Raw genomic sequence first — 13,164 nt, forward strand, 5'->3', positions numbered from 1 at the left:
TTTTTGAAGGAGAGGGTTAGGGAGAGGATTTATTAAATCACTGCCTCATTGTAGCTTTATGAAAATTAGTTTCTTTGTGTTGGCATTGCCTTACTTTTGAAAGATCAAAAGTAACAAAAATCTACTGTTCACTTGATGATACGTCCCTGTACCACAAGTGAACGGCGACATCCATGTCGCCTTCTCACTAAATTAATTACATCTTGAAATTCTACTTTTAATAATCGTAGCAAAGCAGATATTTAGAAAATTTCTTTTATTTTGATGTTATTAGAATAACTTATTTCAGCTTAAATAAAGAAACTTGAGTAGCAAGATTTAAATATTCATATGCTACCGCTGTTTTCTGTGCAAAATTTTTGTCACAAGTAATTAAATACTCACAAAAGCAACCATAAGATGCATGTGACATATCACTAAAAGATGCAATAAAACGTTTTTCCTTATGTAAATCTTCATCCTGATAATATCCAATCAAATTCAGCATGTTATAAATTTTATTTACTTTTTGAAATAAATAGGTCTTTTTATTATCTTGATCTTTTAATTGGAAAAACTCGTCTAACTCAATATTTTTTAATTCTGAATTACCATCTTGAATTAAGTCCCATATTTTTTCCAACGCATTTGGAAATTTAATTTTTTGTAAATTATCATGATTAATCCTCAATTTCTCTCTGAGTTCTTTATGCGCAGGTTGATTCTTATTTGATTCCGCTAAATGCTTTGTAGAAATTTGAACATGTGACAAATATTTATCTCGTTGTTTTTGTAATTTTGGAATTTCGACGTTATATTTTTCTATTTGTGATAAAAGATAATCATCTTTATATGCTCTATTCTCTAAATGACTTAAAGATCGTTCTAGGAATTGTAATAAATCATCCAAAGCTTCAATTTGTTCAGTTTTAAAACCTTCAAAATCTTTAACACCACCATATAGAGCAAATAAATTCTTAATGGATGGCTCAGTGAATTTTTTTAAATAAATATTCTGAATATAATTGTTAAAATGAACATATGGCTCATCCCAAGATCTAAAAAGATTATTCGTTTGAACTCCATCTTTGTCTGTAGTCAACTCAATGTAATGTGCATTCAATTCTTTTAAGATATCTAGAAACTCAATGCCGTATTTACTACTTTTGCCATTCCTAACCGATCTATAAATTTCTTCTAGAGTTATAGGTGAATAAACGGTTTGCACTTCTTCCTGCAAGTATCTGAAAAAATATGAATCTTTTTTAAGTAAAGGTTTTTCTTTATATTCACTAAATAAATCTAAAATATTTTGATCTAAATAAGCTAAAGGTTTTCCTGAATATTCTTCTGTCATTAAATTATCCCCCCCCGAAAATATAAGTATTATGTTTTCCTAGTCACTAGATCAACAAATTTGTGATAAATCACCTAAATAGCATTGACTCTACCCACAAACCCTTATAGCTTGAAAATGAGTTTCATTACCAAAAATAAAGGTATCTCCCCATGAAAAAGACAACTTCACTCGGTTTAGCATTTGCAATGACGGCGACATTCAGCATGACCGCAATGGCTGAATTCAAACAAAATCCACTCCCATACAGCACTGATGCACTAGAACCATCTATCGACAAAACCACCATGGAAATTCACTATGGTAAACACCACAAAACCTATGTCGACAACTTAAACGGACAAATCAAAACCTATCCTGAGTTAGACAAACTCAAAATTGAAGACGTCCAAAAGCAAATCTCAAAATACAACACAGCCGTTCGTAACAACGGTGGCGGTCATTACAACCACACCTTCTTTTGGGACAGCCTTGCACCAAGTGCAAAATCGGGCAAACCAAGTGCAACCCTATTGAAAAAAATCAATCAAGATTTTGGTTCATTAGACCAGTTCAAAACTAAATTCAATGAAGCAGCGACTGGACGTTTTGGTTCAGGTTGGGCGTGGCTCATCTTAACGCCTGAAGGCAAATTGGCAATTACCTCTACAGCAAACCAAGACAATCCACTCATGGATGTTGCAGAAACCAAAGGTACGCCATTACTTGGTTTAGATGTGTGGGAACATGCTTATTATCTTAAATACCAAAACAAACGTGCTGACTACACCAAAGCCTTTTGGAATGTGGTGAATTGGAACAAAGTCAATGAACGTTATACGCAAGCGTTAAAAGTTCCAAAAGCCAAATAATGAAAACCTAGGTAATCAAAAGTGTAATAACACAAGTTAAATAAATCCCATACTCTGCCCGTCAGGGTATGGATTTACTTTGAATCCCCCACTTGCACGCGCCCCCATATAAAAATGATCTATACACATCTGAAATGTTGATAGGCTCATTGTCAAAATCATGCTAAAAATAAATCAATATTGGACATTAAAAGAACATCGCATGAAAAAATTAATATTTCCTTTAGCAAGTCTCGTTTTCATCAGTCTTGCAAATATAGCTCAAGCTGAATCTATTCCACAAACTGTAGAACAGCAAAAACAAGTCGCAGGTTTTTACCAGCAAAACTTGGGCAATGTACAAATTACGGCATTACTCGATGGCACAAATTTTATGTCGCCAAAGCTGTTTAAAGACATTCCTCAGGCAAAAGTCACTGAAATTTTAAAGAAATATCATGCTGACCAAGCCAAAGGCATTCAAACTTCAGTCAATGCATTCTTGGTCAATAATGGCACAAACCTGACTTTGGTCGACAGTGGCACAGCCGATTGTTTTGGCGCGCATTTGGGTTCAGTGGTGAAAAATTTAAAAGCCTCAGGTTATGCACCTGAACAAGTGAACACCATTTTACTCACCCATTTACACCCAGATCATTCATGCGGTATTAGCAAAAATGGCGTAGCTAATTTCCCAAATGCAACGGTTTATGTTTCCGAAGCAGAAGCGAATTACTGGCTCGATCCGATGCAATTAAAATCTATTCCTAAAGACAAACAAGCCAATTACGCAGGCACAGTAGAAAAAATTAAAACGGCGCTTGAACCTTATCAGGCGAAAAAGCGTTTCAAGACCTTTAAATTAGGCGATAAAGTCAATGGGTTTGAAGTGATTCAAACTGCGGGTCATACACCTGGGCACTATAGTTATAAACTGAAAACAGCCGATCAGGATGTGGTATTTATTGGTGATATTGTGCATTCGCATACTGTTCAGTTTGACCGCCCAGAAACAGCGATTGACTATGATATTGATCCTAAAACAGCGGTTCAAACGCGTTTAAAACAGTTTGCAGATTATGCAAAAAATGGGCAATTGATTGCTGCGCCACATTTACCTTTCCCTGGTATTGGTTATATTCATTCAAATGGAAAAGACAGTTATCAATGGATTCCTGTACATTTTAAGGATTGATCTATATTCCAAATCAGCGTATTCAAAAAATAAGGAGCAACCTTTGATTGCTCCTATTTACTTTAAATGAAATTAGCGACGATCAATATATTCCAAATAACCCCGACCTTGCATCTTGTGCCCTTGAAACTCACCCGACCACTGATAAGAACTAACATAGCCCGCAGCCAAACCATAACAATACGGTGTATCTACGACAGCAATACACTCAAACACTTGCTCACCTTGATGATATACCACCCAGCGAAAAGATTGTGGAACTTCCATCACAAAACCATCAGGCGTAATTTGTGATTCTGTTTTGAGCGCAATTACTTCAAAAACAGCATCATCATATTGAAGTGAAGTTCCATCAACATGACGGTATGACACTGCGGTATAAGCGGGTTGCCCTGCGAAAGCAACAAAGGCCAATACCAACTGTTGCTTATCGTCTAAGTTAATCACCTGATAACTAAAGGCATTTAAAGGAACAGTCAGTTGTCGTTTTAAAAATTCACTGGGTAGCATTGACACCGCAACCGATTTCCAATGCTCCAACGTACAGAGACCTTGAACATCAATGTGTGTGCCTTGCTGTGAAATCGAACCTTCATAACGCATCAATACACTAAAATGCTGATAAAACGGCCCATGTGCAAACCATGTGATTGCATCGGTTGGTGTTAATGTCAAATCAACACTTAAATCTTCTAAGTTCGATATTAAGCGATATTGTCCCTCTTCTGCATAGAGCGTTGAATCTCCAGCATATTCAACTTTAAATGGCGTCTGTTGAAATTTAATCTCATCCTCAATAGAGTAAACACGATAGGCTTCTTTTGCAGATGATAATGCAGTCCCGTGAACCAAAGTCGCTGTATCTGCAGGCGTATATGGACTAATTTTAGATGAAGTTTTGGTAATTTTTGCCCCGACATCACCAATGACAGATGCATAAGACAAATAACGAAATGGTTCAGGCAAATCTGGAATCATCACACCATAATGCGTACTGGCAAATTGTGGATGGAAAACATGAGCATCGAAATTATAATTTTTTGGCAAATGTGATTGATCGGCAGGGCTTACTGCACCTAACATTCGAGCTGCAAATTGACCAGTCCGATACTTCACTTTTTGTTGTACGGTTTTATTTTTAGGAATACTGCTAATAAAAGTAAGCATGTATAACTCTGCATCAAAATGAGATATACACCCTAACGTAATTGACTAAGGCTTGATCATGTCTAATCGGGACTTCAAAATGTGATTTTAGGTCACATGTTTCATTTTGTCAGACAAAATTATTTCATACCGAAAATTAATTTTAAGCCCAGAACAGTCATCACACCGCCAGCGATGCGGTCAAAGATTTTCTTAAATTTTAAATAGACTTTGCGTGGACCTTCAGCAGACAAAGCCATTGCAACGAGAGAGTACCACCCTGCATCAATGAAAAAGCACAGCGTAGGTAAAACAAAATAATAATAGGTTGGAATCTCTTTAGGTAACAATGCCGTAAATATACTGGCTAAAACAATAGCTATTTTAGGGTTACTCAGTTGAACGACCAAGCCTGTACGATACGCTTTAGCAAAAGACATTTGTTGAGTATCATCATTCGCAACTTCAATTGGTTCTTTGGCATGACGTAAAATTTTAAATGCCAACCAAAGCAAATACAGTCCACCACAAATTTTCAGAATTAAGTACGCTGAAGGGACTGCCAAAAGAATGGCTTGCAAGCCTAAAACAGCCAGTAAGCCAAATAGTGCCGCACCTGTACCTGTACCGAGCGCTGTAAATAATCCGTGTTTACGTGAAACGGCAATTGAGTTTTTAGCCACGTAAATAAATGTAGGACCAGGGCTGATTGCACCGAGCATTAATGCCAAAGCAATTGAACCTAAGATCAACAATGAATCCATAGATATTTCCTCAGCACACAGGGGGGGAGATTGAATGGCGCACATTTTACGTCAATTCATGTCATTTTACTTCATTTAAATTTTATGAAATATCAATTCAAACAGACTTTAAAAACCGCATTGTTTTGTCATGTTATTTTTCTGTCTTGGCTGGGCTAACAGGCTTAGATTGTTCAGTTTGAGGCGTATTGAGTTGATAATCTGCATCATAAGTTGGTACACCACCAATAATCATGGTGCGCATTTCTGTTTTTGGTCGATTGACATTGTCATGTGCATCGCATGCCACCAACAACAGACTAACATTACTTACTAAAATCGTGGCTAAAATCATGGATAGCTTTTTCATCACATATCCTCTTTCATTCTTTTTATAACTTCAGCATAGCATGATTTCGGTTAAAAACCAGTTTTCAGACATGGTTTAAAACTATTGTTTTAATTAAATATTTTTTAATCTTAACATCATTTAACACAGAAACATTTTACTTCGGACAATTTTGTCCGTTTAATATTACTACAAAATCAACTCTACAAAATAAGATGATCTAAATGAATCAACGTCAACAACTCGCCTCGCAAAATCGTGAAATCTTATTATCAGCTGCAATCCAAGTGTTTCGTGCACATGGGATTCATGCACCTTTACAACTGATTATTGATGAAGCTGAAGTTGGACGTGCGACGTTTTATCGTAACTTTGCAGATCGTCGTGAATTGGTCATTGCGCTGATGAAACAATCTTTTGATCGACTAGAAATGAAAGCAAAAACTTTAGCGCAATTTGATGATGGCTTTATTCAACTCATCCAAGATCATATTTATAACATCCCCTATTTGACAGCATTGGTTGAATACTGGCGTGTCATTGTCAAAGATGATCCTAGTCTGCAAGAGATGTACCGTCGACGTGATGAAATTTTACAACCGTTGATTGATAGAGCCATTGCGACTGGTCATTGTCGAGCAGATTTCACCACACATGATTACAGTATGGTGACTTCCATTTTACGCAGTTCTTTACAAGGTTTTAATGAAGCAGATCAATTGAAATTGGCACAGCGGGCAATTGATTTACTTTTAAATGGTATTCGGGCATAGGTTAAAAAAATGGCTCATGAACCTCGCATACTCGAAACGCCTCCAGATTGGACTGATGACGAAAAACCCACGCTTCCAGGCTCTCCTGCTTCAATTGCACATCCAACACATAAACGTTTCCTGTATTTTTTTATTGGTCTCATCATTGCGATTGCAGGAAGCCTCAGTAACGGATTTATAACCGCCAACTTACCGCTTATTCAAGGTGAATATAGTTTAACGCCTTCGCAAGCGGCTTGGCTTCCAGCGGTCTATGTCATGGCCAATGTCAGTTCGAATCTGATTCTGTTTAAGTTTCGACAACAATATGGTTTGCGCTTTTTTTCAGAAATCGCATTGGTGGTGTTTAGTGGTGTCTTAGTTCTGCATATTTTTGTGCAGACTTATGAAATGGCGGTACTTGTACGAGCTGTGAGTGGTTTTGTGTCTGCTCCGCTCACATCGCTAGGCATGTACTACATCACGCAAGCATTCAGACGGGTTCATTTTGTTCGAGGCCTGTACTTAGCCTTTGGCTTTCAACAACTTGGTATTCCTCTGGCTTGGATGTTATCGCCATATTTAGTCGATGTTCAGGACTGGAAAATCTTTTATACCTTTGAGCTTGGTCTTGTACTGTGCTGTTTAGCAATGGTGGTGTCTTTAAAATTACCACGCAGTCTTAGAATACATGTCTTTGAATATCGTGATGTGGTGACATTCTTCTTACTGACATTGGGTTTCGGCATGCTCTGTATTTTACTGACTCAAGGTCCGATTTTATGGTGGTTAGAAGCCAAATGGCTGGCTTATGTCCTCATTGGCGCCTTGATCTTTTTACTGATTGGTTTCATTTATGAACATTACCGTGTCAGCCCGCTGATTTTTACGCGCTGGATTGGTACATCTACCACAGTTCGATTCATTTTCGGTGCCTTTGCCATCCGTTTTTTAATGTCTGAGCAAAGCTATGCAGCGGTCAATTTTTTAAAAACCATGGGCATGGGACCTGATCAGTTTGTCGTATTTTATACTGTTATTTTTCTAGGCATTTTCTTAGGCACTATATTCAGCGCAGTGACCTTTTCAAGAGAATGGGCCTCTATACACTTGTTTTCTGCAGTGATTTTGATTTTGTTGGCATGTGCGCTGGATTATCACTTGACCAGTGAAGTACGCCCACAAGATTTTTATCTGAGTCAATTTATGGTGGGATTTGCCAGTGGCATGTTTATTGGTCCGATGATCCTGATTGGCTTCATAAACGTGATGCAAAAAGGTCCCAGCCATATGGTGACTTTTTTGGTGTTGTTTTCTGCGACGCAAACCTTTGGCGGACTCATGGGTTCAGCCTTCTTTTCGACCTATCAACAGATCCGTACACAGAATTATCAAGCCGAAATTGTTGCTCAACTCTCTCAGACCAACCCTACGGTGGATCAGCGTTTACAAGGCTATCAACAACAAGCGCAAATTTACACACTTGACCCTGCTCAAGAATTAAACCAAGCCCAACGTACATTGAGTCAGAGCATCACCAAAGAGGCGCAAGTTCGTGCCTATAGTGATGTTATTTTTTTAAATGGTTTATTCGCAGTGCTTTTATTGTTTTGGCGACTGTCTTTAATGGCGATTGAGAAATATCGAAACTATAAACAGAAGCGCATTTTTACATAGCGCCCACCATCTTAGACACACGCTTGAGCACAACAACAGCAAATAAAATTGAACGAAAGAGAACAATCATGTCAGACAATGAAAATCAAAATGCTTCATCAACAAATGAATCATCAGAACCAAAAAATACGGAAGCCACATCTGCTCCACAAGCAGCAGCTCAAACGGCACCCGCTCCTACACCTTCGAGCAAGCTGATTTCAACAGATAAAAAAGTGTTGATGATGATGTTCTTTGTCCTTTTGATTGGGATTGCCTTGATTTTATGGGCTTGGAAAATTGGTCCATTTAATACTGCTGTTGAATCGACTGACAATAGTTACATCAAAGGCAAAACCACCGTTTTATCTTCTCAAATCAATGGCTATATTCAAGAGGTACTGGTGACTGACTTTGATCACGTTAAACAAGGTCAACCCCTACTTAAAATTGATGCCCGTACGTACGATCAAAAAGTCACACAAGCTGAGTCTGGTGTCGACCAAGCTAAAAACAATTTAACCAATCAAACGCAAACCATCGAACAACGTAAGGCCGATGTGATTGCCGCTAATGCTAAAGTTGATCAAGCTCGAGCAGCCTATGACCTTGCCAATGCACAGCTCAATCGTTATCTACAGCTTGCCAATGGCGATGCTGTCTCTAAATCTGAACAAGACAAAATCAAAGCAGATGCTAAAAACAATTTGGCCTTACTCAAACAAGCTGAAGCCAATGTTTTAGTTGCAAAAGAAGCCCTGAAAACAGCGCAAGTGGCTGAGACAGGTTTAAAAGCCCAAGTCACCAATGCCCAAGCCCAATATGACCAAGCCGTAACCACCAAAGATTACAGCATCATTAGCTCACCTATGAGTGGGCAATTGGGTGAAGTAAATCCGCGTGTCGGTCAATATGTGGCAGCGGGTACACAGTTGATGTATTTAATTCCAGAGCAACGTTGGATCAGTGCAAACTTTAAAGAAACCCAAATTGCCAATATGAAAATTGGTCAAAAAGCATGGTTCACTGTGGATGCCTTAAACAATGAAAAATTCACAGGCACTGTACAAGAAATTTCTCCTGCCGCAGGCTCTGAATTTAGTGTTTTAAAACCTGACAATACCACAGGCAACTTTACCAAAGTCGTGCAACGTATATCAGTGCGTATTGCCATTGATGCTGATCAAAAAGATTTAGCTCGCTTACGTCCGGGGATGTCAGTCGTTACGTCTGTCGATACAGCTCATTAAGCTTAGGATTTGCTTTTTAAACATGGCGAACTCACAGACCTAAACCCGACACCCCATGTACGATAGCCTTGCGTATCGATGTGATAACGTTGTTTGCCATATAAACCTAAGCCTAAACGATGCTGCTTCCCTTCTTTTCGCCAGAAGCGGCATAGTTTTTCATCCATCTCGGCATGGTTTGGATAGTGTTTAAAATTTTCATCTAAAGTTTGAAAGTCCACCGCATAATTCATTAAATGCTTACTGGCCTTTGCACCTTTTACGCAGGTATTGGCTTCTTGACTCCGATAGACCGAAACAATTTTAAAGTTTGCATAGAGTCCGCTGTCATTCAGCTTTTCGATCAGTTGTAAGGCTGGAAGCAAATTTTTCCAATGTTTTTCTGGAGGCAATGCAAATCTGTATTGCTCACATTCTTTTTTCAGTGGATGAGAATTCACTGTAAGCTCATAGAGCGTTGGTGCTTTTTTTAATTTGTTCGCAAAAAATGACTCATATTGTTTCAATTTTTCAGCATTTTGCGTTTTTTTCCACGTTTCAAATTCTTTTAAATATTTGAGTTCATTTTTAGCAGTATCAGTTTCGGCTTGTTGTGGTACTGACGCTTTTTCACAAGCTACAAGTGATAAACTAGATAATGCAATTAAATTTATTATTTTGAATTTCATTAAATCTGATCTTCTCATTTTTAGTGTTCATTCATGCTCTTATGCATGATTTTACTTTATGTATATTCAGCTTATACCATTGGATTATGAATCGGTTTATTTTCCCGAATATAATTTTCTACAACAATCTTATACACTATATGCACGCTTTAAAATGACCTGAATTATGTTCGAATCCATTGCTCAAGATTTTCATCATCAACAGATTCAATATAAAAATATTCAAATCACTATTAAGCGTCTCGACCAAATACATCCTCAAATTTCAGGGAATAAATTTTTTAAGCTGAAATACAATTTTTTAGCCGCAAAAGCATCCAGTTTTGATACCGTTCTCACGTTTGGTGGAGCATATTCAAATCATATCGCTGCGACGGCCTATTCAGCCCATTTATTTAACTTTAAATCTATAGGGATTATTCGTGGCGAAGAGCTCGTCAACAAAGCGCTAAATCCTACCCTAGCGACTGCACAACAACTGGGTATGAAATTGATATATGTTTCACGTGAAAAATATAGACTTAAAAATCAACCTAATACCCTTGATAAATTATTGACCGAATTTCCTACGGCTTATGTGATTCCCGAAGGTGGAACCAATCATTTGGCAATAGAAGGTTGTAAAGAAATTCTCAGTGATCATGATCAGCATCATTATGATGTCATTTGTTGCCCTGTAGGTACAGGTGGAACCATCGCAGGACTCATTGAGTCCAGTTCAGCACAACAAAAAGTCATTGGATTTTCTGCACTTAAAGGTGACTTTCTCACACACGATGTTGCAAAATGGACAACAAAGAACAATTGGGAAATCCTCGATACATATTGCTGTGGAGGTTATGCCAAAACCACAGCTGAATTAATCGCATTTATAAAAATGTTTGAGGCTCAATATCATATTCCACTTGAACAGGTGTATACCGCAAAGATGATGATGGGCATTTTTGATTTGATCGATCAGAATTATTTTGCAGTCGATTCTAAAATACTGGTGATCCATACAGGGGGCTTACAAGGAAAATTGCCTTTAAATGGTCATTAAAATCTTCTCCGAGATTAATCTGAAAATATGCTTAAAATTGTCTATAATGCCCTGCTTTTACCGTCCGTGAGTTGTCATGTCAGCAAATATTTATGATGTCGTTGTTCTAGGTGCAGGAGCATCTGGGCTCATGACCGCCTATATGGCAGCACAACGTGGACGTAAAGTTTTGGTTTTAGAAAAAGCCAATAAAGTCGGAAAAAAAATTCTGATGTCTGGTGGCGGTAAATGTAACTTTACCAACCTTGAAGTCGAGCCTGAAAATTATATTTCTCATAATCCACATTTCGTGATTTCTGCGCTAACACGTTATACCAATTGGGATTTTATTGGATTGGTTTGTGAACATGGTATTGAATATGAAGAACGTCAACATGGACGGCTTTTCACCTTAAACGGCGCAAAAGAAATATTGGCCATGCTGCTTGCTGAGTGCGATAAAACAGGTTTAGTCGATATTAAAACCAGTGCAGAAGTTAAAGCGCTAAACGTTGTGGATGATCAAGGTTTTCAAATTGCCACTAGCATTGGTTATTTTCAGGCTGAGTCTGTTGTCGTAGCGACAGGTGGACTTTCTATTCCAACTCTAGGCGGTTCTGGCATTGGCTATGAACTTGCGAAACAATTTGGGCATCATGTGTATCCAACACGAGCTGGGCTTGTTCCATTCACCTTCTCTGATGGTTTTAAAGAAGTGACTACACGTTTAAGTGGTAATGCTGTGGATGCAACCTTGTCCAACGAGCTGAACAGTTTTACCGAGGCATTATTGTTCACTCACCGTGGGTTAAGTGGCCCAAGCTCACTTCAACTTTCCAATTATTGGGATGTCGGCCAAAGCTTTAAAATCAATTTTCTACCTTATTTAGATGTACTGGATTTCTTCAAAACCAAAAAACAGGCTCAACCCAAGGTTTTACTGCGTACGCTTCTGACAGAACATTTACCAAAGAGTTTAGTTTTGGAGTTACAAAGCATAATTTGGTCTGAACTTGCTGAAACAGCAATTGGCAATATCAGTGATGAAAAATTGGAACACATTGCCGATCGATTACAAGCTTTTGAAGTAAAACCATCTGGAACTGAAGGATATCGTACTGCTGAAGTCACTTTAGGTGGTGTCGATACCACGGAAGTTTCATCGAAAACAATGGAAAGTAAGAAGCAAAAAGGACTGTATTTTGTCGGTGAAGTCCTCGATGTCAGCGGTCATTTAGGAGGTTACAACTTCCAATGGGCTTGGGCATCAGCACATGCTGCCTCTCAGTACGTTTAATCAGATTTAGGCAAAGCTTTATCTTATTAAAACTAAAAAAGCTGATGACTCATCAGCTTTTTACTTTTGTAATTGGCTATTTTTACTTGTCACAAATTTTTACTAGTCACAAATAATAACTTTCACCAATAACGACTTGCTCAAAGGACTCAAATGATTATTTTTTCAATGATTTCGAACATTGAATCGTTGAAAATAAATCACTTTAATTTCATCACCAGATTTATTCCAAATAATCTGTTCGAAATAAGCAAATCCGTGGTGCCTGATTGAGCCTTAGAATCGCATTGTCCATTTTTAACGCTTCATCCACATTTACAGCTGAGGATGAACGCAATGAATCCGATTGCGTCATAACATGTTTCACTTTAGACCATAATTTATGCATCATACTTTTTTCTATTCCCTCTTTATGCAACATCTCAACTTAAGATTGCATGTACTGATCAAAATTGTCCCTAATCTAAAAAAACTCAAACTCATCCATGAGTATAAATCTTAATTTTTCAATGAATTATTGAACAACAATGTGATATAAAATACGCTAAAATTTATTCAATAATCAATGAAATTATTTTAAAAATTAATCACTTTATTAAATTATTAATAATTTGACATCGAACAGTTTTGTGAGCCAATTCAATTTATTGTGTAAAAGTGTTTAATCATCATCCTGTGCAGATGAAGTTGAATTTGACTTAGATTGGGTAGATTCTTTATGAGGATCTGATTTTGCAAAGACAAATTTATAGGCACTTGCCAAAAATCCCACTGTAATGCCTGCAATGATAATGGGCGCAAGTAATTTATTTGGTTGTTTTGGCTGCGTCGACTGACTGGCTTTTTTTGTCTCATTGGATTGATTTTGTTCTGTTGTCATTTCCTTTTCCTCTCAATAAAAGATCGGTCACATCTGACCGA

At 37.7% G+C, this 13,164-nt stretch carries 14 protein-coding genes; 7 read left to right on the forward strand and 7 right to left on the reverse strand.

The window, feature by feature from the left end; genetic code table 11:
* Nucleotides 1–280 precede the first annotated feature (280 nt).
* On the reverse strand, nt 281–1,336 hold the full coding sequence (locus G8E00_RS12460; protein ID WP_166225040.1) for a hypothetical protein: 1,056 nt from the start codon (nt 1,334–1,336) through the stop codon (nt 281–283).
* A 152-nt stretch (nt 1,337–1,488) separates the two neighbouring features.
* Here G8E00_RS12460 and G8E00_RS12465 point away from each other — a divergent pair, with 152 nt between their 5' ends.
* Complete coding sequence (locus G8E00_RS12465; RefSeq protein WP_320077572.1) at nt 1,489–2,187, forward strand: superoxide dismutase; 699 nt, start codon at nt 1,489–1,491, stop codon at nt 2,185–2,187.
* Nucleotides 2,188–2,389: 202 nt separating this feature from the next.
* Nucleotides 2,390–3,361 carry an MBL fold metallo-hydrolase gene (locus tag G8E00_RS12470; protein ID WP_166225043.1) on the forward strand — a complete coding sequence of 324 codons (972 nt, stop codon included), beginning with the start codon at nt 2,390–2,392 and terminating at the stop codon, nt 3,359–3,361.
* A gap of 72 nt (nt 3,362–3,433) precedes the next feature.
* On the opposite strand, the gene G8E00_RS12475 is transcribed toward G8E00_RS12470, so the two are convergent.
* From G8E00_RS12475 to G8E00_RS12485, 3 genes are all read right to left on the reverse strand, one after another.
* A complete protein-coding gene (locus G8E00_RS12475) occupies nt 3,434–4,528 on the reverse strand; it encodes a DUF6670 family protein (protein WP_166225046.1) in 1,095 nt (364 codons plus the stop codon).
* A 119-nt stretch (nt 4,529–4,647) separates the two neighbouring features.
* Entirely contained in the window at nt 4,648–5,271 is a 624-nt protein-coding gene (locus G8E00_RS12480; RefSeq protein ID WP_166225049.1) for a LysE family translocator, read from the reverse strand.
* 133 nt (nt 5,272–5,404) lie between these two features.
* Nucleotides 5,405–5,620: an NF038215 family lipoprotein gene (locus tag G8E00_RS12485; protein ID WP_166225053.1), complete on the reverse strand. Its 216-nt coding sequence runs from the start codon at nt 5,618–5,620 to the stop codon at nt 5,405–5,407.
* A gap of 203 nt (nt 5,621–5,823) precedes the next feature.
* On the opposite strand from G8E00_RS12485, the gene G8E00_RS12490 reads away from it, so the two are divergent.
* The 3 genes from G8E00_RS12490 to G8E00_RS12500 all read left to right on the forward strand — a co-directional run bounded on the left by G8E00_RS12490 (nt 5,824) and on the right by G8E00_RS12500 (nt 9,257).
* Nucleotides 5,824–6,372: a TetR/AcrR family transcriptional regulator gene (locus G8E00_RS12490; RefSeq protein WP_166010226.1), complete on the forward strand. Its 549-nt coding sequence runs from the start codon at nt 5,824–5,826 to the stop codon at nt 6,370–6,372.
* Nucleotides 6,373–6,381: 9 nt separating this feature from the next.
* Nucleotides 6,382–8,028 carry an MFS transporter gene (locus tag G8E00_RS12495; RefSeq protein WP_166225056.1) on the forward strand — a complete coding sequence of 549 codons (1,647 nt, stop codon included), beginning with the start codon at nt 6,382–6,384 and terminating at the stop codon, nt 8,026–8,028.
* 68 nt (nt 8,029–8,096) lie between these two features.
* Nucleotides 8,097–9,257, forward strand: coding sequence for an HlyD family secretion protein (locus G8E00_RS12500; protein WP_166225059.1), 1,161 nt, complete (start codon nt 8,097–8,099; stop codon nt 9,255–9,257).
* Nucleotides 9,258–9,259: 2 nt separating this feature from the next.
* Here the strand turns inward: G8E00_RS12500 and G8E00_RS12505 are convergent, their stop codons facing one another.
* Nucleotides 9,260–9,925, reverse strand: coding sequence for a D-Ala-D-Ala carboxypeptidase family metallohydrolase (locus G8E00_RS12505; RefSeq protein ID WP_166225062.1), 666 nt, complete (start codon nt 9,923–9,925; stop codon nt 9,260–9,262).
* Between the two features lie 166 nt (nt 9,926–10,091).
* Between G8E00_RS12505 and G8E00_RS12510 the strand changes: the two genes are divergently transcribed.
* Nucleotides 10,092–10,967 carry a 1-aminocyclopropane-1-carboxylate deaminase/D-cysteine desulfhydrase gene (locus G8E00_RS12510; RefSeq protein ID WP_166225067.1) on the forward strand — a complete coding sequence of 292 codons (876 nt, stop codon included), beginning with the start codon at nt 10,092–10,094 and terminating at the stop codon, nt 10,965–10,967.
* A 76-nt stretch (nt 10,968–11,043) separates the two neighbouring features.
* A complete protein-coding gene (locus tag G8E00_RS12515) occupies nt 11,044–12,243 on the forward strand; it encodes a BaiN/RdsA family NAD(P)/FAD-dependent oxidoreductase (RefSeq protein ID WP_166225070.1) in 1,200 nt (399 codons plus the stop codon).
* A gap of 223 nt (nt 12,244–12,466) precedes the next feature.
* On the opposite strand, the gene G8E00_RS12520 is transcribed toward G8E00_RS12515, so the two are convergent.
* Nucleotides 12,467–12,634, reverse strand: a complete 168-nt coding sequence (locus G8E00_RS12520) for a hypothetical protein (protein WP_166010215.1) — start codon at nt 12,632–12,634, stop codon at nt 12,467–12,469.
* 270 nt (nt 12,635–12,904) lie between these two features.
* Entirely contained in the window at nt 12,905–13,036 is a 132-nt protein-coding gene (locus tag G8E00_RS16430) for a hypothetical protein (RefSeq protein WP_227591426.1), read from the reverse strand.
* Nucleotides 13,037–13,164: the final 128 nt, after the last annotated feature.

Source organism: Acinetobacter shaoyimingii (assembly GCF_011578045.1).
In the GTDB taxonomy this organism is placed as follows: domain Bacteria; phylum Pseudomonadota; class Gammaproteobacteria; order Pseudomonadales; family Moraxellaceae; genus Acinetobacter; species Acinetobacter shaoyimingii.